The sequence below is a fragment of the Arthrobacter sp. PAMC 25486 genome (assembly GCF_000785535.1).
GTDB lineage: Bacteria > Actinomycetota > Actinomycetes > Actinomycetales > Micrococcaceae > Specibacter.
In genome coordinates this window covers 4281031-4307946 of sequence record NZ_CP007595.1, presented here as the reverse complement: position 1 = coordinate 4307946, position 26916 = coordinate 4281031, and the positions used below count along the sequence as shown (strand labels likewise).

The window sequence follows — 26916 nt, the reverse complement described above, 5'->3', positions numbered from 1 at the left end:
GTGCGCCAAGTCAGCCGCAGCGGATGTTTCCGCCGTTCTCCTGACGAACGTCTACGGTTTCACCGCTGACCCAACGTCCCGCGTGATGCTGGCCGGGGGCAATGACATACCAGGCGGCGGCCCAGCCGGGGGCGCAGCCGGTCACCTGGACCTCGCCATCGATAGTGTCCAGCCATTTTCCGCCAAGGTCGTTGTTGCCGCCCTTGGACACCACGCCGTCGCACCTGGTGGGGTTCTCTGCGAAGTTGTAGCTCTCACCGGGGCCTTCCGTGCAGGAGTGCCAGATACCGTTTTGAACCTTGACAAAGGTCTTGGGCGGCGGTGGCGTCTTCGCACCGCTCGCCAGCGCCTTCGAAGCCACTGGACCGTAGGTACCCACCGAGTTCATGGTGCGGGCTTCAACGGTGACGCTCTTGCTGTAGCCGCCCGTGTTATAGCTGTCGCTGCCATTGCCAGTCTTACTTGTCCATGCGCCACCACCGATGCGCACCTCAAATTTGGCGACGTCGACCGCCCCGGCGGGGAAGGTCCAGCTGTAACTCACGGTTTGGGAGTCCTGGGCACCGTTGCTGCCGCCCACACCGGCCGCGCCGGGGTTCCCGAACGGCGTGACAGTGTTCGACGGCGGTGAGGCATCACCCTTGGAATCGATGCCTGCCGCGGAGGCAACCGCCCAGACATTTCCGGTGACGTCGCCACCATTGGGTGAAGCCAGGACGACCCCTGACGGGGCACCGCACTGATTGGCACCAGTTGAGAGGCTGACGCAGTAGCTGACCTCGTCAGCCGCGTAGCCGCTGAGTTGGCCGGCGTCCAGCGGCGTGTAGCTGAGCTGCACCTGCCCGCCGGCGCCGCCCTCATTGACGAGCGCCAGGCTGGGCGGGGCCATCATGGCCACCTTGCCCACTGCGCGTTGCGGTGTCGAGGCAGGGCTGGGGTCGCTGTTGCCGGCCTTGTTGGTCGACACAACACTGAAGCTGTACGGCTCGGTGGAGTTGCTGACAGCAACAGTCTGGCTGTTCGTCGTCGGCTGGTAAGTCCTGGCAGGCACGCCGCCACCGGACTGGGTCAGGATGTAGGAGGCAATCTGGGCGCCATTGGCAAAGGGAATGTCCCAGTTGACGCCGATCTGATTCTGGCTGCCAACGCGCTCCAGCACCTGCACGGTAGGTGCCGCCGGCGCGGCCGGCTTGCCTGCCGGGACTTCCGACCCTGAATAAGGGCTCCACTCGGACGGCTGGGGCGCGCTGTTCACGGCCTGGACGCGGAACTGGTATTCGGTGCCGTTGCTCAGGCCTGACCAGGTCAGCGTGTTCCCGCTCATTCCCGTCCGCTGGGCGTTCTGGCCTGCGGGTGCAGGAGAAATCTCCACGTTGAACTTTGTGACCGGCGAGAACTCCCCCACAGGGGTGTTCCACGTCAACGTCACTGCCTGGTCCCCAAACGCCGTGGCCGGGGCGCCCGGCGCATCCGGCCTGCGGTCGGGCACTGCCACGACCGAGAGCGGTGAGGCATCCGATTCGCCGACGGCGTTGGTTGCCGTGGCCTTGAACTTGTACTCCACGGCGTTTTCCAGGCCCGTGATGGTGCAGGTGTTGGTGGCACACTTCTGCGAGCCGCCGGCCCAACTCACGGTGTAACCGGTCAGTGGCGAGCCGTTGTCGGCCGGGGGATCCCAGGTCAGCAGGACCGCCTTGTCCTTTTCCTCCAGGACCTGCGGCTTGCTTGGGGAGTCCGGCTTTCCCTTGACGGTGATACGGATCTTCCCGTTCGCCCGGCGGTCCTTGTCCTTCGTCTTGTCCTCGACCACGTAGCTCACCACCACGGTGCCCTTGTAGTTCTCGTCGGTGTTGACCGTCACGGCGTCGTTGACAAAAGTGACGACGATGCCCTTGGGATCTGTCTCGATGGTGGTGTCAACAACCTTCAGCGGGGTGTCCGGGAACGGGTTGACATCGTTGAGCAGCACCTTAATGACTTCCTCTCGGCCCGCGTGCCCGTCCTTGACGATGTCTTGGTTGGCCACGGGCAGCGGCAGGGACGATGAGGTGGCGGTCAAGGCCACGTCGGCAATGACGGGATCGTTGCTGCCGTCGCTGACGCTCACCTGCACGGTGGCCTTGGTGCCAACCTTGGTGCCGGTGCTCTGCGTGGCGGTGAGCATTGTGCCGTCAAAAGTGACCTTGAAGTTTGCCGGCTGGTTGCCCACCATCGCGAACGTGAACTTGTCCTTGTCGCCGGGATCGACGTCGAACGCCATCGGCCCAACATCCAGCTTGACGGTTTCCTGCTGCGGAACTTCCAGCATCGATCCGGTGAAGGTGGGAGGAGTGTTCTTCTTCTCCTCTTTCTTTGGTTCTTCCTTCTTTTCCTCCGCCGGAACCGTCTCTTCAGGGGCCGCAGGCTCTTCCTTGGCGGGGGCCGGATCCACGAGGGTCATGACTGTCAGCGTTGACTTCAGGCCCTCGGGATCGTCCGGGCCTGTGCCGTCGGTGACTTCAAAGGTGATGGAGCCGGGACCGTAGTACGTGATGTCGGCAGCATAGTTGATGCCCTCCCCGTCGCCTTCAATGACATTGGCGCTGGGTGCCCCAACGAGTGAGATCTTTGAGGCCTCGGTCAACCGCGGCGTCCTACCCTCCCTGACCTGCACATAGTCGGCGAGCATCATGACGGCGGACTCCCCGGCGGTGAGCCGGATGACGTCATGGTTTTTCAACACCGGATACTGCTTGTCCAGACCCGGCACCCAAATAATGGCTGTTGAGGTGAGCCCGTCCTGGTCGGTCACGGTGTAGGGAATCAACTGCTCGCCGGGTTCAAGCACCACGCGAACGGCACCCGTGGAGGTCACGATGGCTGTGGTGTCTGCTCCCCCCGGCAGCGCCTGCACGGCAACGTTGAGTTCCTCGGTGACACCGTCGGGGTCTGCATCATTTTCCAGTACGGGAACATCCACCGTGTTTTTGCCCAGCATCTGCTGCACCGTGACCCTGTCGTCACGGGCGACCGGTGCCTTCAGCGGGGCGTCCGGGGACACGGTCATGCGGATGTTGCCGGTGGCTGTGGCACCAAATTTGTCGGCCGCGGTGTACATCATGGTGGCGATGCCCGGTTCCATGGGTGAGGTGAGCAGCACCTTGCCCTTGTCGGTCACCGAGGGCTGCATTTCCTCCGGTCCCTGGAAGCCGGACTTCACGAGGCCTAGCTGGCCGCCGTCGGGATCTGAGTCATTGAGCAGCACGTCCAGGGCAACCTTTCGCCCAGGACGCATGGTGATGTAGTCGTCCTCGGTCACGGGAGGGTGGTTCATGTTCAGCGGCTGCGCAACACCCACATCAACTCGCGCGATGGATTCCGCGCCAAGCCTGTCCCGGACCCTATAGGTGAAAGAGTCCGTGCCGGCCGAGCTCCCACCGGCGGTGTAAAAAATGAAGCCGTTGCCGGTTTCGGCAGTTCCCAACGAGGGGCCCTTGTCAATGCCCACCAGCTCCACCGAGTCGCCTTCGGGGTCAATCCCGTTCAGGGGCACCAGGATGCGGACCTGCTCACCCGCGATGACACGGCCGGTCAGGTTTTTGGCGGCCGGCGGCTGGTTGTGCTCGGGGTCGTTGGGCACGATGGTGATGGTGACTGGGGCGGAGTTGTATTGGCCGGTGCTGTTGGTCACCCGGTACACGCCTTGCACGGTTTTTGGTGTGGGCCCGGCGATGAAGCGCAGCTCGTTTTGGTCGGTGAAGAGCTTGCCGAGGGCCGGATCGGGGCTTTCCATGACCTCCGGAGCCTTCAGCACTTCGCCGTTGGGGTCGCTGTCGTTGAGCAGCACCGGGATGTTCACAACATCGCCCACCCTGACCCGGGCCGTGTCGGGTTCCACCCTGGGCGACTCCAGCTTGTCGGGGGCAGGAATGCGGACCACGGAAATCTCGCCCACGGCGCTGCCCGCCCCGTTGGAGATGGTGTATTTGATGCTCAGGGTGTCCTTGAGGCCGCGCAGGTCCGTCAACTTCACGATATTGCGTTCAATGATCGTCGCCGAAACAGGTGATCCTCCAGGCAGTTCCACCGACTGGACCACCAGCACCCCGCCTGCCGGGTCGCTGTCATTGCCTAACACGTCCACCAGCACCGAGCCGCCGGAGGGCAGCATGGCCAGGTCCTTGACGGCCACGGGAAGCCCCTGCTTGTTGGCTTCCTGCACGTCAACACGGATCAGGCCCGTGGCGCTCATGGGCCCGTTGGTCACCTGGTATTCCAGGTAGACCGGACCCGCGGTGCTGGAGGTGAAGGTGACGGTTCCGTCGTCCGTGATCTTTGACATCTGGGCGTTGGGCACGGCGGAGACGCTGGCCAGCCGCAGCGTTCCACCGGCGGGGTCCTGGTCATTTTTCAGCGGTGCAAGAACCACCGGTTCACCAACAATGGCACGGAAGAAATCAGCGTTGGCCACCGGCGGTACGGCACCTGCCGGTTTGACGTTGACCTTGATTTTTTCCTCGGTGATGGCCAGCCCGTCGGAGACGGTGACGGTCATGGTTTTTAGTCCGATTTCCTCGCCGTCGTCCGTGTAGCTCAGCTGACCGTCGGGGGTGGTCTTGATGACGGCGGAATTATCGTCGGAGACGGCGTCACGCAGAAAGATGTCATCGCCGTCGGGGTCGATCCAGTCGAGCAGGATGTTCTGGCTCATGGTGCGGCCCTGTTCCACCACCAGGATCTGATCGCGCATGGTGCGCGGTGCCGTGTTTTCAGCGGGCGGGACCACCCTGACACTGACATCGGCGCGGGCGGTGCCGCCGCGTCCGTCGTTGGCGACATAGTTGAATTGTGCGAACCCGGCCTGCTCGGACGGCACCGTGATCTGTAGTCCGGTGCCGTCATAAATTGAGGAGACAGCACCCACGGACGGATCCACGGCGGGTTGTTCAACGCTCAGCACATCCCCGTCGGGGTCTGAATCGTTGAACAGCACAGGCAGGATCGTGGTTTTTCCTGCCCGCACGCCAAACTCGTCGGCGGTGGCCAGCGGCGGCCGGTTGGGCTTGGTCCTGTCGGGCAGCGTGCTGACCACGTTAGGGTCTGCCGAATCGTGTTCGGCGTCGTCCGCCTTTTTCATGTCCGTTTTAAGGTCGTCCCAGTTGTTGACGAGGAGCATGTTCTGGTTGACCAGCCACACATTGCCGGTGTTGATATCGTTCAGCACCACCACGTCACGGTTCTTGCGGAACACGAACTTGGAATTGGCGGCGGCCTGGGGGATGTCGATGAACTCCCCTGCCCCGTTGCAGGACAGCACATATTTGTTGGCACCAGACCAGGCCGCATGAACACAACCGTTTTGCACCACGGGTGCTGCAGCACTGCCGCTGCCGTCCTCCGGCAACGAAAGCACCTTCGCAGCCGAGCCATCAAGCGGCTGGGTGATCAGCGCCGTCGCCGTCCCCAAGGCCACAAAGTCCCCTTCGCTGCTCGCCTGGGCGAGCAGTCCGCCGTCGGACTTCTCCAGCTCAACCATTTTGTCCCCCGGGAGGAACATTTTCCCGGCCTCGGCGGAGAAGGTGACCGGCTTGCCGCCGGCAACCGTGATCTGCAGGTCCTCCAGGCCGGCCATGCCAGCCACCGTGGTCCGCTCCTGCGAACTGACGGCACCATTGCCGGTCACCACCGTGGTGATGAGCTCACCCTTCACTGGGTCGGCGGTGTAGATCGTGTCATTGGGGGCCGTGACGGAAACCGCACTGCCCAGCCCGGTGAGAATGGGGACGGTGCCCTGGTCGGTGAATCCCTGGACGGCGGCGTTCTCCAGCGCCCAGACCTTGCCCTGGTTGGGATCCGTCAACGAGACCATGTTGGTGCCCTGTGAGGCGTATTTGCCGCCGCCAAGGTTGGTCTCGGATTCCATGGCCATGAGGGGTGCGCTGACAGTGTTAAGAAGGGAGCCCGAATCGGAGCTCATGAAGACATTGTTGGCGTTCTGGATGACATCGAAATTGGTGGTTGTCGCCGTGAACCCGCCGTCGAGTACTTTTGACTGGCCGTTGAGGTGGCCCACCAGGCCGTCGGCGCGGTTCGTGACCCACACGCTGCCGTCATTGAGGTCCACATCCGCGGTGGCAAAGCCCGGATACACGATGGCGCCTGTCACCACTGCCGCCGACAGCATGATGGCAGCCGACGCCGTCAAAACCTGCTTTTTGCTTGTGGACTTGGTGAACAGATCGTTCAATGCCATGTGAAACCTTATTTATCGTCTGAACCACGGTAAAGCCTGAAACCCACCCCAGAAACGGCCCACAACCGCAGGCCACCCTAAGCATCATAACGGGTTGCTCCATATGATGGCCTAATTGTCGGGCGGTAATGCGACATTGACTCACCTTGGGCCGGGGTGTTGGTGCGGCACCAACTTCCCCGGAATCCCAAGGGATTGCGCGGGTTCCAGGGGTGGTGGAGGAGGCCGTTGCAGGAACGGGCTTCGACGTGGTCCAGACCGAGCCCACGGTGCTGCCGGGACCGCGCACGCGGCCCGTGCCGGGCGGCGTGCGCGGTCCCTTTCAGCTCTCGGGCACCCAGGACGGGGCAGGGACCCCGGCCCCCGTGAGGGCGTCACAGCGGAGCAATTGAGTGCCGATCCGCGTCAACGGGCACTGCTGGCCCGTCAACACCGGCACGATTGCCCCGGTCGTTCCCGGATCCTGTCGAGCAACAGCAGGCCCAGGTGCCACGAAGGCCAGGAGCAGCGCGGCGGCGGCAAGTCCCGCCCACCGCGGTGCAGGATGTGTAACATGCATGTTCTTGCCTTTCATTGGATGTGGATCTGATGTCTCAACCCTCCTCCCGGATCGGCTGCACAGCATCCGGAACTGCCCCTCAGGAAATTAGGAAAAACCCTGATATTCCACGCCCGCCGGGCGTAGCGGTGCGAAACTTATAGGGTGGGCGAATACGCGGGCGCTGACGGCGCGGACATTGTTGGGCGGGCAACGGAGCTGGGCCTCCTTGGCGGCTTTTTGGCTGGCGCTGCGGCAGGCACGGCCGGCACGCTCGTGGTCTCCGGTGATGCCGGCGTCGGAAAAACCGCCCTGGTGCAGCACGCGTGCAATGCCCCTGGCCTCGCGGCATGGGTCTTCGCCGGGGCCTGCCTGCCGTTGGCGTCAATGACGGTCCCGTTCCTTGCGCTGCGATCGGCCTTCCGCGCCGCTCCCCGGTTCGACGGCGATGCGCGACCGACGCTGCCAAAAGCCGGCGAAGTGCCACACGATGTACCCGTCGCGATTGATGTCTGGCTTGATGAGCTCTGCCTGCGCCGGCCGGTGGTGATGGTCATTGACGACCTGCAGTGGGCAGACCAAAGCACCCTGGATGTGCTGATGTACCTGATCGCCGGCCCGACCAACCGGCGCCTGGCCATCATCGCCACCCTGCGCACCGGCGAGGTTGACGAAGCCCACCCGCTGCACCGCTGGCTCGCCGACATCCGGCGCCTGCCCCGCATCGACTGGCTGGGATTGCACCCCTTCGACCGCTTGGACACCGAGGCCCAGTTGGCGCATTTGCTGGGCGCGCCCCCGCACCAGTCGCTGCTGCAGGAAATCTTCACGCACACTGCCGGAAACGCCTACCTCAACCGCTTGGTGGTCGCGGGCTTGAAACCCGATGCACGCCATTTGCCGGCCGAGTTGCCCTCCGACCTCAAGGCAGCGGTCCTGCGCTCCTGGCGTGGCCTGTCTGCCGGGTCGCGGCGGCTCACACAGCTCATGGCTGTCGGCGGCCGGCCGGTGCGAGCGGAGGACCTCGGCGCCGTCGCACGGCCGAAGGGCTTGCCCGACGGCGTCCTGGCGCTGCTGCACGAAGCGGCCGACGCGGGCATCGTCGAATGCAGCCTGGACGGAACGCACTGGTGGTTTCACCATCCCCTGATCGCCGAGGTGCTTGAGCAGCGCCTGGACGCGGACGAGCGGATCCGTTGGCATGGCGCATTCGCCGCCCATGAGGAGAACCGGCTGGCAGACCATGAAGCGCCGGATTTTGCCTCGCTCGCGGCACTGGCAGACCACCATTACACATCGGGCCACACCGGCGACGCCTACCGGTGGGCCCTGCGTGCATCCGCAGCCGCGGGGCACGCAGGCGGGACGGCCGAGATGCTGCGCCTGCTGCGACGCGCAGTGGGGCTGCGCAGCGGCCTGCCGGACGCAGTGGAGAGCCAGCAGGAATTGTGGTCCAGGCTGCGGGCTGCCGCAGCGGAGACAGGCTCCATGGACGAAGAGCTGGAGGCGGTGGAGGCACTGTTGTCCGGTCCCGACATCGGCACCAGGCCCCTGGAAGCGGGCGAACTGCTGGTGCGGCGCGCGCACCTGCGCTTTTCCATGGGACGTTCCTTCATGACCCTCGGCGAGATGCGCGAGGCGGTGCGGCTCACCGCCGTCGAGCCGGAAAGCTGGCAGCATGCGCTTGCACTGGCCGAGCTGGCCCATGTTGGAGTGTGGAAGGACGAGGCCGAGGCGGAAAGCCACGCCGTGCGGGCCCTCACCATTGCCCGGGCCGCCGGCAATCCCCGCGCACTGTCCTACGCACTGACGGCGAACTCCATGACGGCGTTGACCAAAGGGTCTGCACGGCGGGCTCGGGCCTTTGCCACCGAGGGCATGGCTGCCGCCGTGCAGGCCCGCGAGTTCTGGGCCTTTGTCCACGCTACGATGTGGCTTGCCAATGCCACTGAGACGTGGACCAGCCAGGTATTTGCCGATCTCATGCGTGCAGGGAGGCAGGAACTGGCCAGGCTCGGTGCACCGCACGTGTACATCGCCAAAATGGCCGCCGACGAGGCGGGCAGCTACCTGGCCATCGGGCAGTGGCGGGAATGCGAGCAGGCCCTGCGCATAGCGCTTGGCTCGGATCCCGGCACGATGGGCGACGTAGCCGCCCGCCTGACGGCTGCCAGGCTCGCGGCCTGGCAGGGCCGGACGGATGAGGCCCAGTCACACCTTGCCCGCGCCGAGGAACTGTACTCACAGAAATCCGCGTTCACCAACCTTGACTTCGATGCCATCCGCGCCGAAATTTGCCTGGCTGCCGGACAGCCTGAGGCGGCGTACGCCGCGGCGATGATCGGGGCGACCGCGGACGGGCTGGCCCCCACCATGTGCGAATGGCTGATCCCCCTTGCCGCCCGTTCCCTCGCGGATAGCATCCGGCTGGCCAAGGATGAAGGGGCCCCCACCGCCGCCCTGGCTGCGCTGACCGACGAGCTGGTGCAGCGGTTCCCCATCACGCTGCGGGATGTTGGTGAAACAACCGTGTTGTACACCCTGCAGCTGGCGGCACTCGACCTGCTGTACGTCGCCGAAGTTGGCCGGGCCCGCGAGTGTGCGGACAACGCTACGGACTGGATCCGGACAGCCGACGCCTGCCACGCGGCAACCCTGCGCTGGGAGGAGGCCTACTCCTGTTGGCGGGCCGTGGAATCGCTGCTGTTGCACGGACACGCACAGCGTGGGCTGGCTGCCGCCGTCCTCCGCCGTGGGCTCGATCTGGCCGAAGAACTCCGGGCAGGGCCGATCCAGGAACAGCTGCGTGAACTTGCCACGCGCGCCCGGATCACAGTCGACCGCCCAATCGTCCGCGATTCGGCGGCGGCCCATGCCACACTGCCCGGGCTCACCCCTCGAGAGCGTGAGATTCTCGAATACGTCGTCGCCGGACGCACCTATGCGGAGATTGCCGCATCCCTGGTGATCAGCGAGAAAACCGTGAGCTCGCACATTTCCAACCTGCTGCGCAAGACGGGTGCCGCCAACCGTCTTGACCTGTCCCGGCTCGCGACCCGGCCGGCCGCTGCTGGGCCCGTTGCACCTGCCCAAAGTACGACCGCTAGAACTCGCCCTCCCCCGTGAAGGGGGCCTCCCGCCGTCGTGCTTCAGACGAACGGTGAGGCTGGAGACAACCATCTCTCCCCGCCGCCCGCAAACTCATTGCGGGGACAATCGGACGGGTTTCATGCCTGCGCCCGCGTCCTCGGCGGCGACCGCCCGCGCGACGGCGGCCAGGGACGCCGCCACATCGTCGTCGTCCGTAGCCCAGTTGCTCACCGAGATACGCAGGATGTCCCGCCCGGCCCAGCGCGAGCCGGACATCCAGGTGGTGCCGTCGGCGATGATCCTGGCGATGATGCGGCGGGTGCGCGCATCGGATCCAAAACTCACGCATACCTGGGTGAAGACTACGTCGTTAAGCACTTCAACACCGTCCAGGCGGGACAGGGCAGCCCCAAAGGCCTGGGCATGGGCCACCAATCTGTCAACCAGCGCCACGACGCCGGACGTGCCCAGGGAACGCAGGGCCGCCCAAACCGGCACGCCGCGGGCCCGGCGCGAAAACTCCGGCACCTTTTCGAAGGGGTCGCCGGGACCGTGGTCGTCTGAGACGAGATAACTGGTGTGCACGCCGAAAACTGACCGAAGAGGTTCAGGCGCCGAGACGATGACCACGCCGCAGTCGTAAGGAACGTTGAGGGTCTTGTGTGCATCGGTGGCCCACGAGTCACAGTCCGCAAGGCCGGCCAGCTGGTGGCGGTGCGTCGGGCTAGCCGCAGCCCACAGCCCAAACGCGCCGTCAACGTGCACCCATGCCCCGTGCCTGTGGGCAATCGCAGCGGTCTCGGCCATGGGATCCGACGCGCCGGAATGCAGGTTTCCCGCCTGCAGGCAGACAATTGCCGGGCCGGTTCCGGCGTCCATCGCTTCGGCGAGGGCGGCGGGCAGCATGCGGCCCTGCGTGTCGACAGCGACCTCGGCCGGTTTGCCCAGACCCAGATATTTCAGCGCCATGTCAATGGAGGCATGTCGCTCGGCGCCCACCAGGACCCGCACCCTGGGGGCACCTGACAACCCATCCGTGGCAAGGTCCCAGCCGACCAGGTCAAGGACATGCGCCCGTGCAGCGGCCAGGCCGGCGAAGTTGGCCCCGGTTGCCCCGGTGGTGAAGCCGACGTCGGCTCCGGCGGGCAGCCCCAGCAGTTCCAGCAGCCAGACACCGGCAGCCTCTTCCGCTGCTGCGGTGGCCGGGGTGGCATAGCGCATGGCCGCATTCTGGTCCCAGGCGCTAACCAGCCAGTCGGCGGCCATGGCAGCCGGGAGCGTGCCGCCAATGACCCAGCCGAAGAACCGGCCCGAGGGCATCGCCATCAGCCCGGGTTCGGCCAGGCGTGCCAGCTCATCGACGACGGCGGCCGGGTCCATGGGTTGCTCCTGCAGGGGTTCGGAGAACTGGGCCAGGAGCGCGTCGGCGTCGATCCGGGGCCCGGCGGGACGTGTTGGCAAGGACTCGAGCCAGCCGCTTGCGTGCGCATGTGCACGGTCCAGCGCTGCCTGGTAATCCCCTGCCTGACTGTGGGTCCTCATGGCGTGATGGCCTCCAATATGCCGAACGGCTCAAAGATGCTGCCCTGCTACTTCGCCGCTGGATTCTTACGGTACTCCGGCCGCAGTGCCGCGGCCAGGGCCACGGGCCAGGACCAGGACCAGGACCAGGGCGATCATGGCACCCAGCCCTTTCCATGCGGCGGCGGCAAGGCCGGTGCCGCCAGAAACAGGCCGCGGATTTGCTGGCGAATCTGGTGCGGGACTGGGCGTCTCCGGTGTGGCGACACTGGCTGGAATTTCTCAGCTCCGAACACACCACGGCGACATACGACGAACGCGGCTTCGGACTCTCGGACTCTCGGACTCTCGGACCGAAACTATCCGAGCCTGGGGTTTCGGGAATGGGTGGGCGACCTGGAAGCGGTGGTTGAGGCGTCCGGCGTCGAATGCTTCTCCCTGTTGGGGATCAGCCAGGGTGACCCTGTCATCATCGCTTATCTGGCCCGCCTTGTCGCCGGCAGGACGCGCTGACGCGCTGATTCATGCCCAACAGCGGCCCCGGCTCACTACCCAACCCTGCGGCAGCCGGGAAGCAGCCAGCGGCAGCCGGGACGCGCCGTCGTACTTAAGGAACATGCCGCCGGCGATGCGAAGGTCAGTCGACGACAATCCCCTGGCCCTTGCCGCGTCCCAGCAGCACGGGGGCAATTTCGCCGAAACCGCGGACGTTTTCCACGGGGAGCTGGGTCAGGATGAACCTGTCGTCGTTGGTCAGGGCGGAAGCCGTCACGGAGTCAATCAGCACGGTTCCCGGTTGCGCCAACGATGTCAGGCGTGCTGCAAGGTTGACGGTGGGTCCGTAAATGTCGCCCAGGCGGGAGAGCACCCGGCCCCACACCATGGCGACGCGGGCCTCGGGCAGGAAGTCATCGGCAGCCATGGCCTCGGCCAGTGCCAGGGAGATTTGGGCGCCCGCAACCGGGGTTTCACAGTTGAAGAGGACTTCATCGCCAATGGTTTTGACCAGCCGGCCGCCACCGACGCTGATGATTTCGGCGCAAATGTTTTCAAAGCGCTGCACGAGGCGAGCCAGCGTTTTTTCGTTCATCCGCCGGGACAGGGAGGTGTAGCTGACAAGGTCGGCGAAGCCCACGGCACGGGCCAGAGGCAGCGGCGCGTCGTCTTCGTCACCGGCACGTCCCAGCTCACTGGAGGCCAGGCCTTCTTCGGCACGCACTGCCAGGCGTTGGATGCCTGCATTGAGTTGGCGCCGATACGAGTACACCAGCAGTTCTTCCAGCGGGGCGATCAAGTTGGGCAGCTCAGAGACGACTGCGCGGCGGGCTTCGGCGTCACTGACACCGTGTTCCACCACCAGGTCTTCAACGAGCGCCTCGATCTGCCATACCGCCATGCGGTCAGTCATCTGCCCGATCGAGCGGGTGACGGAAATGGCGGTCTCCTCCGTCAGGAGGCCTTCGCGGACCATGGTGACCACCGTTTTTAGGGCGTCCTTGTCACGCTCGGTGAATGCGACGTCGTCGTCCCCCAAGTTGGGGAATCCCATGGCACGCCAAATTTTGCGTGCCGACAGCAATGAAACGCCGGCACCGGCGGCGACTTCGCGGCGCCTGAGCGTCCGTTCGCCGCCGAGTAGCTGTGTTTCCAGATCACGCGTCTGGTGTCGTGACGCGGGAGGCAACAGAGGCTCGGTTGGATCAGTGGTCTCTTCCAAGCTTGCGCAGCCCCTTCTCTCTCATACCAACTTCACTAGCGTAGTCCCCCGGCTGGGGCGTTTGCTGAATCGACGCCACGGAAGTCCGGAAAACCTTTATCCAGGCTTGTTGGGTCTCCTTATTAAAGCGTGTCAGAGCCGGAACTTCAGCCAAGGTCCGTATGGGCCCCCTGTACATGTGCAGCTGCAGGTCACCGGATCCAGCCATCTTTTGCCGCCACTTCTGCACGGGCCGGACCTCCTGGATCTGTTCCATGGAATGAATGGCGATGAAACGGCCAAAGGGTCCGCGCCGCACCAGCAGGCGTTGGCTGGTCAAAAAGTAGCGTGTCCAGGCCCACCGCCAGACCCTCCGCACCGGATAAAGCAGCAGTGTGAGGCCGCCGGCAACCACCAGCAGCACCAACGCCGGTTCACGCCATGGTTCCATGCCGGGCGCCCAGTGTGAAAATGGTCCCGGCTGCAATTTTGCCAGAGCAGCCGATCCCAACAGGATGACCAGCAGCCCTACCGTAATGGGCCAAACCAGGATGCGCGAATGGGGCCGGCAGCAAATTTCCACCTGCTCGCCCTCCAACAACCATTTATGCATATTTCACCGTGCCATCGGCTGTGGTGCGACGCAGGTGGATCACATCCCCGGCACTGACGTGGTGCATTTGCCCGGCAGCGTCGCGGATGTCCAGCCCCCCGTCGGTGCCGAGTCCCACGGCGGTCCCGCGCAGCATGGTTCCGCCCGGCAGCTCCGCACGCACTTCCTGGCCCAAAGTGCTGAGGTGCGCCTCCGCGAGTTCCACCATGCTTTGCCCGCCGGCCATGGCTTTTTGGGCATCTCCGCCGACGCTGACAAAGTCGCGATAGCGGGCGGCGAATTTGTTCAGATACGCGGCAAGAAGTTCGTTGCGGTCCAGTGTGGTTGCACCCTCCAGCAGCAACGAGGTGGCCCGTTCCGTGGGTAGCTCTTCCGCTGACAGGCTGACATTCACGCCTGCCCCGATTACGACGCCGAACCCCGCCTGAGTGCCCGGCGTTGCCACTGCTGTGGGTGAAGTTGGTGTTGATCTTGCTGTAGTTCTCGCTGTTGCTTGGAGTTCCGCTGCTGTTTGCGCTTTTACTGGCACGACTTGGGCGAGGATTCCCGCGAGTTTTCGCCCGCCGGACACCACGTCGTTGGGCCACTTCAGTTCCGTGGGCACGCCTGTGAGGGAAAGCAAGGCTTCACACAGGGCCACGCCGGCGAGGATGGACAGCCAACCGTAGCCTGAGGATGCAAAGTCTGGTGTTGCCGCGGTGCCTGTTGCCTGCTGCTCGCCCGGCCAAACGAGCACGCTTGAAATCATGGCGGCTCCGGCCGGAACTTCCCAGGCCCTCCCAAGCCGGCCTTTGCCTGCTGGCTGTGCATCCGCGATCAAGACGCTCAGGTCCGGCCAGAATTGCTCAGGGTCTGCGGCACCGGCAGCCAAGTCCGTATTTGTGGAGCCTGCCGAGGCAACCACCTCGACACGGCCAAAGTCACCTTGTGGATGCATCAACGCAGCCTTGAGGCGGGCAGGATCGAGGGGCGCTGTTGGCAGACGCTCTGTTGGCAGGGCCATAGTTGGCTGGGGCGCGACTTTCAGGGGTTGAGCCTGGATATTTTGGGGTTCGGTCTGACCGTGCTGGTCGGATGAAGTTGTAGAGCCGGTCATGCCTCCAATCCTATCCGGCGCAGGGGACACTGGATCCGCCTCAGGGCTGAGATCTGTTGCCGCTTGGTTCCTCCCCAGGGGTGGTTGGGGGTGTGGTTGTTCCCAACTGGTCAGGGGTGTCTGGAGGAATGTCAGACCCTTGCTTTAGAATGTATGTATGAGAGAAACGGTGCAGGAGCCGGATATTTCTGGCTCCGATTCAGGGGATGTGCGGGTTGGTGATCTTGTTCACCAGCTCCTGAATCTTGCCGCGGCCCTGAACCCCGACACCCCTGAAACTTCTCTGCCCTCTGATTCCATCAACCATTCTGAAGCACGGTCTGGCCCGGCGTCTGGTGTGGGGTTGCCGTTGCCTGTGGCTGACTACTCTGATGCCCGGTGTGTAGTTGTGGCGCAGGATGTGGAGGCCCTGTTACGGGTTGCCCAAGGAATCTCGGTGCAAGTCGCTGGTGATTTGGCCCAGCGGGTGGCTGCGGGGCGTTTCGCTGAGACGGGTGCCAAGGGTGCGGTGTCGTTGCTGGTGCAGTCCCTGCGACTAAGTGCCCGGGAGGCGAGCAAGCGGATCCATGTTGCCGCCCAGGTGCTGCCGGTGGTCGATGGGATGACCGGCCAGGCCGCCCCTGCCGCGCACCCGGGGGTGGGGCAGACGTTCTTTGAGGGTGCGATCTCCCAGGAACAAGCCGGCATGGTGTTGGGTTTCGTCGCGGACGCGGACCGGTTGGCCCATGACGGGCGGATCACCCAGGAGGTGTGCGCCGCGGTCGAGCAGGACCTCCTCGACGCGGCCAGGGACCACGACCCGGACTTCGTGCGGCAGCTCGGGAACCGGATCATGAGCGTGATTGATCCGGACGGGAACAAGCCCTCCGCCTCGGATCTGCGGGCCAAGCAGGGCTTGTTCTTCCGTCGGGCCCGGCGCGGGCTGGTCACCATCTATGGTGCGTGCACGATCGAGCAATACGAGCAGATCATGGCCGCGATCGCCAGTGACACCAACCCCAACAAACACAAAGACATCAACAGCATTAATAACGACGGCTGCGAGGGTGGCGACAGCTCCGCTGGTGCCGATGATCGCGCAGGTGATGATGCCGGTGAGGACGGGCAGGAATCGTTGCTGGATCACCTCGAAGACCTGGCCACCTTCTTCAACACCACCGCCCCGGAGAACAACACTGATGGTGACGACAACGGCAACGGGCGTGACGACAGCGGCAATGAGGACAGTGGCGACGAGCGTGGTGACGAGCGTGGCAACGGGCGTGGCGACGGTGCCGATGATGGCCGCTACCAACAGTCAGGCAACGGCATTGGCAATGGCAATGGTGATGGTGATGGTGATGTGATCCCTGAGGGTGATGACGATGACCACATTCCGGGCAGTGATGAGGGTGGGCGTTTCGCGGATCCGGTGGCAAGCCCCCACGGTTCCCGCAGTCCCGGGGCCTGGGGCGCGGCGCAGCCAGGTCCGCAACCACTCGGTCAGCCACAACTACCTGACCGGCTGCAGCCACCGCAACCCGCTGCGTGGCCGGAACCACCGGAACCACCGCATCCACCGGATCCACCGGTGCGGCCTGAGTCGGGGCCGGATGATGCGCTGGAATCCTCGCGAGGGATCCCGGGGTGGAGTGAGACCTGGTACGCCGGGGCCGACGCTGGGTGGGGTCGCCGGTTAGAGGATTGGGAGATCCCGCCACGCCCACCGGAAGCACCCGAGAACGCTGTGCCGCCGGTCTATGAGGGTGATGACTGGTTCTGGTTCGGACCTCAACCCACCACCACAGGCCTGTGGACACCCTCCACCACCGGCGACTTCAACATTTGGGAAGAAACCCCGCCACCACCACCACCGCCGCCATCACCCTGGATGCGGGGACCATCCAGAACCGCCACTACCAATGCACCAGCAGCAGTGCCAACAGCAGCTGGCGGGGCAAACGGCACAGCGCCTCCGAACAACGGGGCATCAGCGGATCACGGGCCGGCACCGGATGATGGGCCGGCACGGGATGAGGGGTTTGGGCCGGGATGGGACGGTGGCCGGCTCGGCGAGCCCCGGCACGACGACGCTGCGGAAGAGGCATCAATGCCGTGGCCGCGGCTGATCGACGGGGCCTGGGTGCCGGCCCCGGGCAGTGAGCAGGACATGCCCGGGCTGGATTCCACCGACCCCGACAGCACCGACCCGGCCACCAGGGACACGCGCACGCACGGGCAGAAGGTTCTTGACGGGTTGATTGCCTGCGTGAAACTCGCCGCTCGCACCGGGACCCTGCCGATGAACGGTGGCCTACGCACCCAGCTGATCATCAGCTGCAGCGAGGAAGACCTGCATCGCACCGACGGGTGCGGGACCGCGTACACCACCCACAGCGGGCCTATGCCGCTGGGCCTGTTCGCCGACTCCTTGTGTGATGCCGAAACCACCCGCTTCGTCTACGGCGACGGGCAGAACATCATCAATGCAGGCCGCACCCAACGCCTCTTCACCCTGGCCCAACGCAAACTCCTCTACGCCCGCGACCTGGGTTGTTCCTTCCCCGACTGCCGGGACCCGGCCACCCGGTGCGAGGGCCACCACATACAGCCCTGGCAACTCGGTGGGAAAACAGATCTGAACAACGCAGTGTTGCTCTGCAGCCGCCACCACACCCTGCTCCACCAAAGCGACTGGAGCGTCAAACTCATCGACGGCACTCCCTGGTACACCCCGCCCTATGTCATGGACCGCAGCCAAAAACCACGCCGCAACAATTACCACCACGGCCTCAGTAAAAACAACCGCTGACACAAAACCCGGCCACTGGGCTAAAACGCGAGATTCTTTTCAGGCGACTTTGTAGGGTTCCTACACATGCAGGGGCAGATATCGTCATTAGACTGTCAGTAGTGATTGCCCTTTTGTGCGTTTCCTATGAAGGGTTGAAAATTTCCACACTATCGAGCCGGAGTATCAATGAGCCACGATCTATCGACAACAGCAGGCAAAATTGCCGATTTCCGTGACCGGATGGCTCAGGCTGAAAAGCCGTCCGGCGAGGCCGCCATTGAAAAGCAGCACGCCAAGGGCCGCAACACGGCCCGCGAGCGCATCGACCTCCTCGTCGATCCGGACTCCTTTGTAGAGTTTGACGCCCTTGCCGTGCACCGCTCACACGCCTTCGGCATGGAAAAGAAGAAGCCTCTGGGAGACGGTGTCGTTTCCGGCTATGGCACAGTGGATGGCCGTCTTGTCGCCATCTACAGCCAGGACTTCAGCGTCTATGGCGGTTCATTGAGCCAGGTCAACGGCGAGAAGATCGTCAAGGTCCAGGAATTCGCCCTGCGCAACGGCTGCCCCGTGGTCGGCATCAACGACGGCGGCGGCGCCCGCATCCAAGAAGGCGTGGCCTCACTGGCCATGTTCGCGGACATCTTCCGCAACAACGTGCACGCATCCGGCGTCATCCCGCAGATCTCCCTCATCATGGGGCCCTGCGCCGGCGGCGCCGCGTACTCCCCCGCACTGACTGACTACGTCGTCATGGTGGACAAGTCCAGCCACATGTTCATCACCGGACCCGACGTCATCAAGACAGTCACCGGCGAAGACGTGGACATGGAGACCCTGGGCGGTGCCCGCCAACACAACACCACCACGGGAACCTCCACCTACCTGGCCACAGACGAAACCGACGCCATCGAGTTTGTCCGCGAGCTCCTGGATTTCCTCCCCTCGAACAACCTGGCCGAGCCACCGGTCAACGAGCACGAGCAGGAGCTGGAACTCGAGCCCGGCGACCTGGACCTCGACACCTTGATCCCCGATTCGGCCAACCACCCCTACAACATGCGCGCCGTCATCGAGCAGATTCTTGATGATGAGCACTTCCTGGAAATGCAGGCGCTGTACGCACCCAACGTCATGATCGGCTATGGCCGCATCGAGGGACACACGGTCGGCATCGTCGCCAACCAGCCCATGCAGTTCGCCGGCACCCTCGACATCAACGCCTCCGAAAAAGCTGCCCGCTTCGTCCGCAACTGCGACGCCTTCAACATCCCCATCATCACCTTGGTGGACGTCCCAGGCTTCCTGCCCGGCAAGGACCAGGAATTCCAGGGCATCATCCGCCGCGGCGCCAAGCTGCTCTACGCCTACGCCGAAGCCACAGTGCCCAAGCTGACGGTCATCACCCGCAAGGCCTACGGTGGCGCGTACATCGTCATGGGCTCCAAGAAGCTCGGTGCCGACCTGAACCTGGCCTGGCCCACTGCCCAGATCGGCGTCATGGGCGCCCAGGGTGCCGTGAACATCCTGTACCGCCGCGACTTGGCAGCCGTGGAGGCGGAAGGCGGCGACGTTGAGGCCCGCCGTTCAGAAATCGTCCGCGACTACGAAGACGAGCTCCTGAACCCTTACCAGGCTGCCGAACTCGGCTACGTCGACGCTGTCATCGCGCCGTCCGACACCCGCATCCAGCTCATCAAGGGCCTGCGTGCACTGCGCGACAAGCGCGCCAGCCTGCCCGCCAAGAAGCATGGGAACATCCCACTGTGATCCCCCATGACCCCCTAATCTCGCAGGCCCCTGGCGCGACCCCTGCCGCTGAGACTGCCGCGGAGCCGTTGCTCAACGTGACCCGCGGAAATCCCAGCGCCGAGGAACTTGCCGCCGTGACCGCCGTCGTACTTGCCCTGCAGTCGGGAGATGATGGCGGCACCACCAGGGCCCCCACCCAGCACTGGGCCCGGCGTGCCCGGTTGAATTTGCCGCCGAAGCCCGGGGCAGGTTCCTGGCGGCGTTCGGCGCGGTAGGCGAGTAGGCTCGTTGGCATGACTTCGCCAGCGCCGGCCCGTGCCGCCACCGCCATCGACCGGATTGCCAACGACTACGCCCAGACGCTGCTTGCGCTGGATCCCGGATTTGCCACGCAGTTGGGGCGGCCCGGGCACGAAAGTGAGTACCGGGACCACTCCCCCGCCGGCCTGGCCGCATTGGCGGACGCCGCGCGGGAAACCCTCGCCGCCTTGGCCCAGGCCCAGCCAATTGACGACGTCGATGCCGTCACCGCGCATGCCATGACGGAGCGGCTGGGCCTTGACGTCGAGCTCCACGACAGTGGCTGGCCGCTCGCCGAACTGAACAACATTGCCTCACCGGCCCAGGAAATTCGGGCCATTTTCGATCTCATGCCCACCGCAACCGTCACGGACTGGCAGCACATCGCGGACCGGCTGGCCAATGTCCCTGCTGCGGTGGACGGTTACATCGCCTCCCTGCGGGCCGGGGCCGAGCGCGGTTTGGTGGCTGCGGCGCGGCAGGTGAAAATCGTCGTCGAGCAGTGCGAACGGCATGCCGGAGCCAACGGTTTCTTCGTCACGCTGGCACAGTCCGCGGCGCTGGCTCCCTCCCCTGAAACGGACGACGGCGGCACGGGCCTCCCTGCCGACCTCACCGCCGCGCTGCTCGCCAATGCGGAATTGGCTCGGGGCGGCTATGGCGCCTTGGTCACCTTCCTGCGCGAGGAACTCCTGCTGGTGGCGCCGCAGGAGGATGCAGTGGGCCGGGAACGCTACCAGCTCGCCTCCCGCTCGTTCCTAGGCGCAACCATCGATCTGGAGGAAAGCTACGCCTGGGGCGTGGCCGAGCTCGACCGAATCATCGCCGAGCAGGAAATTGTGGCTGAGGCCATCAAGCCGGGCGCCTCGATTGACGAGGCGAAGGTCCTGCTCAATGCGGATCCGGAACGACAATTGCACGGCACGAAGGCGTTGACGGAGTGGATGCAACAGCTCTCGGACACGGCCCTGGCCGAACTGGCCGGCACCCAGTTCGACATCCCTGAGATCATGCGCACCCTGGAATGCCGTATCGCACCCACTCAGGACGGCGGCATCTACTACACGGGCCCGTCGGAAGACTTTTCCCGGCCGGGGCGCATGTGGTGGTCGGTTCCTGAGGGCGAGGACTCCTTCACCACGTGGGCGGAAACCACCACGGTGTACCACGAGGGCGTTCCCGGCCACCATTTGCAGGTGGCCACGGCGACGTACCAATCGGCCTTGTTGAACGAGTGGCGGCGCAACGTCTGCTGGGTTTCCGGCCATGGCGAAGGCTGGGCGCTGTACGCAGAACGACTCATGGACGACCTTGGCTACCTCGCCGACCCTGGCGACAAGATGGGCATGCTCGACGGCCAGCGGATGCGCGCGGCCCGGGTGGTTTTTGACATCGGTGTGCACCTGAAACTGGCCATCCCCGCCCGCTGGGGTACCGGGACATGGACCGCTAAAACGGGATTTGACTTCCTCAAGGCCAATATAGACATCTCCGCGGGCCAGCTGGACTTTGAATTCAACCGGTATCTGGGCTGGCCGGGCCAGGCCCCGTCCTACAAGCTGGGGCAACGGCTGTGGGAGGACACCCGGGACGCCCGTGCTGCCCGTGACGGCGATGCTTTTTCGCTGCGGGACTTCCACACCCAGGCACTGAACCTTGGCTCGGTGGGTCTGGACACCCTCAAGATGGCGTTGCTGGACTGAGCTTTTGGCACGTCATGGCTTTTGACACGTCATTGCTTTTGGCACGTCAGGCAAAAAGAGACGGTGTTTGCGCAATTAGTGGGTTTTCACACGACCCGCTTTGACGCAGGCACCGTCCTTTTTCACTGTGGAGTCACTGCAGTCGCCAAATAGTCGCGTAACAATTGCATTTGCGATCCGTAACAAGGGGAAACACTAATTTCAGCGTGCTATGTTCCGCCGCTTACCGTTGATTCATGACTTCCACAGCAAGCGCTCCCAAAGTGTCGAAGCTGCCCAAATGGGCAAGCTCCTTCGGCGTACAAATCATTGCCGGCCTGGTTCTCGGCCTCGTCCTGGGTCTGGTCGCCCGCCAGATCGCCGTCGATCCCGAGACCGAAAGCAATGGCCTCATCACCACGCTGGGCCTCATCGGTTCCAGCTACGTCTCAATCTTGAAGGCGGCCGTTGTGCCGCTGATCTTCACGGCAGTAGTTTCCTCCATCGCCAACCTGCGCCAAGTCACCAACGCGGCCCGCTTGGCGTGGAACACCCTGCTCTGGTTCGCCATCACCGCCCTCATCGCCGTGATCATTGGCATTGCACTGGGCACTATCTTCCAGCCCGGCGCCGGTACTGGCACCGCAACACCCAAGGACTATTCGGGCAAGACGGGCGACTGGTGGGCCTTCCTTATCGGCCTGTTCCCGTCCAACTTCTTGGGCTTGGGCGCTTCCACCAAGGCCACCGACTCCGGCGACCTGGTCACTAGTGTTAATTTCAATGTCCTGCAGATCCTGGTCATTGCCATTGTCATCGGCATTGCCGCACTGAAGGTCGGCAAGGCTGCCGATCCGTTCCTGAAGCTCAACGGCTCCGCACTTGCCGTCATCCAGAAGGTGTTGTGGTGGATCATCCGTCTGGCCCCGATCGGCACCGTCGGCCTCATCGGCAACGCCGTGGCCAGCTACGGCTGGACCACCATCGGCTCACTGGGCAAGTTCACTGTGGCCATCTATGTTGGTCTGGCACTGGTCCTGTTCGTGGTTTACCCGGTCCTGATCAAGACCCATGGCCTGTCCGTCAAGCAGTACTTCTCAGGTGTTTGGCCTGCCGTTCAGCTGGGCTTCGTGTCCCGTTCCTCGATCGGTACCCTGCCGCTGACCCAGCGTGTGACCGAACGCAACCTGGGCGTGCCCCGCGCCTACGCATCCTTCGCCGTGCCGTTGGGTGCCACCACCAAGATGGACGGTTGCGCCGCGATCTACCCGGCGATTGCAGCCATTTTCGTGGCACAGTTCTTCGGCATCCAGCTTGATCTGGGCCAGTACCTGCTCATCGTGCTCGTCTCCGTCTTGGGTTCTGCCGCCACGGCAGGGACAACCGGCGCCGTCGTGATGCTCACGCTGACGCTGTCAACGCTGGGACTTCCGCTGGCCGGCGTCGGACTTCTGCTGGCAGTTGACCCGATCCTGGACATGGGCCGGACCGCGGTCAACGTGGCAGGCCAGGCGCTGGTTCCCACCATCGTCTCCAAGCGCCAAGGCATCCTGGATGAGGAACTGTACAACGCTCCCCGCAACGGCAACCCCTTCGCGGACGACGCCGATGATCTGTTGGCAGACCTGAACAGCGCAAGCGGCGTTGAGGACAACGCCCCGAAGCGCGAAACCGCCAACGCCTAAGCGCGGACGCTAACGCATCACCGCCAAGCACAGGGCAGTCGCCCGACTGTGAAAGCTCATGACAAGTCCCGTCCCGGGACGGCCGCACAGGCCGGCCCTGGGGCGGGATTTTGTGCATGTGGGCGGGTCAGTGAACCCGGGGAAACCGGCAGCCACCGGCAACGGCCGGCTCTCACACCAGATGGCGCACTGGAAGCCACCCGCCATGCGCCCAACAGGCACATGGCGACCACCCGGCAGGCACCACAACCGCACTCGCATCGCCCTTAGCATACCCGTCTTGCAATTTGCACGGAGTGCAAACTTGCACTTAGTGTAGAAGGGTGAGTACTCCTCCCCTTCCCCCGGCAGCGACCGGCGCAGCAACCAACGCAGTGACCGCTACCCCTTCCAGTGCAGCGTCCAGCGTCGATGACGGTGTCGATGACCGTGCGGGTGCCGGTGCCCCTCAGCCCTCCCGCCGTGAGTTGAACAAGGCCGCCACCCGCGAGGCCATCGCCGCTGCAGCCCTGAATTTCCTGCGCAACCGCGACTTGACGGCCTTCACGGTCGACGACGTTGCTGCCGCCGCCGGGGTGTCCCGCCGCACCTTTTTCAACTACTTTTCCTCGGTGGAGGCGGCCGTGGCCAGCTATACCGAGGACTTCCTGGATCAGGTCATTGCTGAGCTCGAGGCGCGGCCATTGGATGAACCGCTGCTCCAGTCAGCCCGGGCCGCCCTGTCCAACGGCGACCATGCCGACGCCCTGGCCATCCTGGCCGAAACGGTGGGATTGACCCAGGACCCCCAACTGGGACGCTTCCAGCTGCAGGCGTGGGAGGACTGCAGCCAAAAAATTACCGAAGTGGCCAGGCACCGCCTCCCCGCAGGGACGGATGAGCTGTACGTCTGCATCCTTGTCGGCGCCATCGTTGGCAGTTGCCGGGCCGCCTTCATGGTCTGGTTCCAGCGCCACGGAACCAACATCACCGCCGATACGTTGGCCGATTTGCGCGGCCTTTTGGATGAAACCATCGCGCAGCTTCGCCACGGCTTCAAAAACTAGTCTTTCCCCGGCGGCGCCCGCCCGCGCCGCCATCGACATAAACGTTCGACACCTACGCTGCACAACACAGAATGGACACGATCATGGCCCTTTGGCTCTATCGACTGGGGCGGTTCTCCGCCCACCGCGCATGGCTGGTTATTGCCGCCTGGGCCGTCATCATGGGCATGGTTGGCGGTGCCGCCGCACTGTTCATGGGCCCCATGTCCAACAACTTCGAGATTCCCGGCACCGAGACCCAGCAGATGGCCGACAAGCTGGCGGCTGAGCTGCCGGAGGCATCGGGCGGTTCCGGCACCGTGGTGTTCACGAGCACCGACGGCAAGGCGTTTACCCCGGGCCAGGAAAAGGCCATCACGGCCGCCCTGGAAACCGTCACCACCGTCCCCACCGTCAAGGGCGTCATTGATCCTTTCCTGACCACGGCGCAGAAGACTGCGGGCCAGGCCCAGCTGGCGGAGGGCGCCAAGGCGCTGGCTGCCGGTGAGGCGCAGGTGCAGGCGGAACAGCCGAAGCTGGATGCTGCCGCCCAGGAGCTAGCTGCCACGAAGGCCCAGCTAGACGCCGGACAGGCGCAGCTTGACGCCCAAAAGGCCCAGCTGGCAGCACTGCCGGCAGGCTCTCCGGAGGCCGAAGCAGGCGCCGCGCAGCTCGCAGCCGCACAGACCCAACTGGATGCCGGGCGGGCGCAGTGGCAGGCAGGGCAGGATCAGTACACTGCCGGCAAGGCCCAGTTCGACGCCGCCCAGGCCACCCTGGCGGAGAAGAAGGCCGAGCTCACTGCGGGTCAGCGCACCGCTGATGCCGCAGCCGGTGTGCTGTTTGTGTCCGAAAACAACAAGGCCGCCATTGGGCAAATCCAGTTCACCGAGTCAATGAACGGCGTGACCCCGGCAAACCGGCAGCTGGTCCAGGACAAACTGAACACCCTGAACGTGGACGGCGTCACGGTTTCCTACAGCAAGGAAATTGTTGAGGACGTCTCCGCCCTGTTCGGCGCGTCCGAGATCGTTGGCGTGGCAGTGGCCGTCGTGGTTCTGCTGATCATGCTGGGCACCTTTTGGGCCGCCGGACTGCCGCTGGTCATGGCGCTCGTGGGAGTCGGCGTCGGCGTGGGCGGCACCATGGCGTTGACCACCGTGATTGAAATGTCCTCCATCTCCCCGATGCTGGCGCTCATGCTGGGCCTGGCCGTGGGCATCGACTACTCGCTGTTCATCGTCAACCGGCACCGCCAGCAGATCCGCACCGGCATGGATATGCGCGAATCCATTGCAAAGGCCACAGGGACGTCCGGCAATGCCGTGACCTTCGCCGGCCTGACTGTGGTCATTGCACTGGCCGCCCTGTCCGTGACCGGCTTGCCGTTCCTGGCCATCCTGGGCCTGGCCGCAGCAGCCACGGTTGCCGTCTCGGTCATCATTGCACTGACCTTGACCCCGGCGATCCTGTCACTGCTGGGCCGCCGCGTCATTTCCAAGCGGGGCTGGGCAAAGAATGCGGTCGCGACGGAGAAGCACGACGCCGAGACAACAGGCTTGTCCACTGCGGAACGTGCCGCTGCGGATGAGTCAAAGGAAGTGGCTGCCAGCGCCAAGGGCTGGGGCGGACTGGTCACCAAGCACCCGGTCATCTCCCTGATCACTGCCGTGCTGGCGCTATGCGTCATCGCCATCCCGGCCACCGGGCTGCGCCTTGCCCTGCCCGACGGCGGGTCCGAACCTGTCGATTCGAGCGCTTACCAGGCTTACTCCATCACCGGGCAGAACTTCGGCGAAGGCATGAACGGGCCCATCATTGTGGTTGGCTCACTGCCCGCTGGCCTGGACGAGGCAGCCGCAACGACCCTGAACCTCGACGTTGCCGACCAGCTCCGCCACGTCAAGAACGTCAAGGCGGCCGTTCCGGTCACGCTGAGCGGGGACCTGCGCACGGCCATTTACCAGGTCATCCCGACCGAGGGCCCTGCCAGCGAAAGCACCGTCCAGGTGGTCCACGACCTGCGCGCGGAGGGTGCCACCATCAAGTCGACCCTGGACGTCTCCATCGGCCTGACCGGACAAACGGCCGCCAACGTCGATGTCTCGGAAAAGCTGGGAGCGGCGCTGCCCCCATACCTGGCCATCGTCGTCGGACTTTCATTGCTGCTGCTGATCCTCGTTTTCCGCTCCATCCTGGTGCCGCTGCTGGCGACCGCGGGCTTCCTGCTGTCGCTCGTTGCGGCGTTTGGCGGCGTGGTGGCCGTGTACCAGTGGGGCTGGCTGGGTGGCATTTTCGATGTGGCCAATCCGGCCGCCGTGCTCAGCTTCCTGCCCATCATCCTGATCGGCGTACTGTTTGGGCTGGCCATGGACTACCAGGTGTTCATTGCTTCTGGCATGCGCGAGGCCTACGCTCACGGGCAGGACGCCAAGCAGGCCGTGCGCACCGGTTTCAAGCATGCCGCACCCGTTGTCACGGCCGCGGCGATCATCATGATCAGCGTGTTCTCCGGCTTCATCTTCAGCCACCTCACCATGGTGCGCCCGCTTGGTTTCGCGCTGGCATTCGGCGTGCTGATCGACGCATTCGTGGTGCGCATGACCATCGTCCCGGCGGCCATGCACCTGATGGGCTCCTCGGCCTGGTGGATCCCGAAGTGGCTGGATAAGATCCTGCCGGATGTGGATGTTGAGGGTGCCAAGTTGGTTGCGGCCGATGTGCCGGCCGACGCCTCGTCGCTGGCCGACACAGCGGATTCCCCGCGCTAAGGCACCAACACCGCTAAGGCACCAACGCTCCTAAGGTACCAACGCTCCTGCACATAAGGGGGTGTTTTCACCACCGCTCCTGCACACTGGGCGCCGCGGCCGTCGTTTCATGGTCCACCATCCCCATGGTGGGCCATGACGC

14 protein-coding genes are annotated in these 26916 nt (G+C 64.4%); 9 read left to right on the top strand and 5 right to left on the bottom strand.

The window, feature by feature from the left end; all coding sequences use genetic code 11:
• Positions 1–10 precede the first annotated feature (10 nt).
• Positions 11–6232, bottom strand: a complete 6222-nt coding sequence (locus art_RS19375) for an Ig-like domain-containing protein (protein ID WP_052136806.1) — start codon at positions 6230–6232, stop codon at positions 11–13.
• Between the two features lie 703 nt (positions 6233–6935).
• Between art_RS19375 and art_RS23200 the strand changes: the two genes are divergently transcribed.
• Positions 6936–9896, top strand: coding sequence for an AAA family ATPase (locus art_RS23200; RefSeq protein WP_038467522.1), 2961 nt, complete (start codon positions 6936–6938; stop codon positions 9894–9896).
• Positions 9897–9971: 75 nt separating this feature from the next.
• On the opposite strand, the gene art_RS19360 is transcribed toward art_RS23200, so the two are convergent.
• Positions 9972–11402, bottom strand: a complete 1431-nt coding sequence (locus art_RS19360; protein ID WP_052136805.1) for an aminotransferase class V-fold PLP-dependent enzyme — start codon at positions 11400–11402, stop codon at positions 9972–9974.
• A gap of 366 nt (positions 11403–11768) precedes the next feature.
• Between art_RS19360 and art_RS23195 the strand changes: the two genes are divergently transcribed.
• Positions 11769–11894, top strand: coding sequence for a hypothetical protein (locus art_RS23195; protein ID WP_301537944.1), 126 nt, complete (start codon positions 11769–11771; stop codon positions 11892–11894).
• Between the two features lie 124 nt (positions 11895–12018).
• Here the strand turns inward: art_RS23195 and art_RS19355 are convergent, their stop codons facing one another.
• The 3 genes from art_RS19355 to art_RS19345 are packed head-to-tail and all read right to left on the bottom strand — an operon-like array spanning position 12019 to position 14786.
• Entirely contained in the window at positions 12019–13068 is a 1050-nt protein-coding gene (locus art_RS19355; protein WP_253901618.1) for an adenylate/guanylate cyclase domain-containing protein, read from the bottom strand.
• 13 nt (positions 13069–13081) lie between these two features.
• Complete coding sequence (locus art_RS19350) at positions 13082–13690, bottom strand: PH domain-containing protein (protein WP_038467519.1); 609 nt, start codon at positions 13688–13690, stop codon at positions 13082–13084.
• Entirely contained in the window at positions 13683–14786 is a 1104-nt protein-coding gene (locus art_RS19345) for a biotin--[acetyl-CoA-carboxylase] ligase (RefSeq protein WP_157875376.1), read from the bottom strand. Before art_RS19345 ends, art_RS19350 begins: the two co-directional genes overlap by 8 nt.
• A gap of 157 nt (positions 14787–14943) precedes the next feature.
• On the opposite strand from art_RS19345, the gene art_RS19340 reads away from it, so the two are divergent.
• The 7 genes from art_RS19340 to art_RS19310 all read left to right on the top strand — a co-directional run bounded on the left by art_RS19340 (position 14944) and on the right by art_RS19310 (position 26774).
• Entirely contained in the window at positions 14944–17577 is a 2634-nt protein-coding gene (locus tag art_RS19340) for an HNH endonuclease signature motif containing protein (RefSeq protein ID WP_038467515.1), read from the top strand.
• 168 nt (positions 17578–17745) lie between these two features.
• Positions 17746–19329 carry an acyl-CoA carboxylase subunit beta gene (locus tag art_RS19335; RefSeq protein ID WP_038467512.1) on the top strand — a complete coding sequence of 528 codons (1584 nt, stop codon included), beginning with the start codon at positions 17746–17748 and terminating at the stop codon, positions 19327–19329.
• On the top strand, positions 19326–19586 hold the full coding sequence (locus art_RS19330) for an acyl-CoA carboxylase subunit epsilon (RefSeq protein WP_367643749.1): 261 nt from the start codon (positions 19326–19328) through the stop codon (positions 19584–19586). The genes art_RS19335 and art_RS19330 overlap by 4 nt, the downstream gene beginning before the upstream one ends.
• Before the next feature lie 18 nt (positions 19587–19604).
• Positions 19605–21314 carry a DUF885 domain-containing protein gene (locus art_RS19325; RefSeq protein ID WP_038467510.1) on the top strand — a complete coding sequence of 570 codons (1710 nt, stop codon included), beginning with the start codon at positions 19605–19607 and terminating at the stop codon, positions 21312–21314.
• Positions 21315–21550: 236 nt separating this feature from the next.
• Entirely contained in the window at positions 21551–22978 is a 1428-nt protein-coding gene (locus art_RS19320; RefSeq protein ID WP_038467507.1) for a dicarboxylate/amino acid:cation symporter, read from the top strand.
• A gap of 323 nt (positions 22979–23301) precedes the next feature.
• Positions 23302–24024, top strand: a complete 723-nt coding sequence (locus art_RS19315) for a TetR/AcrR family transcriptional regulator (RefSeq protein WP_253901414.1) — start codon at positions 23302–23304, stop codon at positions 24022–24024.
• A gap of 83 nt (positions 24025–24107) precedes the next feature.
• Positions 24108–26774 carry an MMPL family transporter gene (locus art_RS19310; RefSeq protein WP_038467502.1) on the top strand — a complete coding sequence of 889 codons (2667 nt, stop codon included), beginning with the start codon at positions 24108–24110 and terminating at the stop codon, positions 26772–26774.
• Positions 26775–26916: the final 142 nt, after the last annotated feature.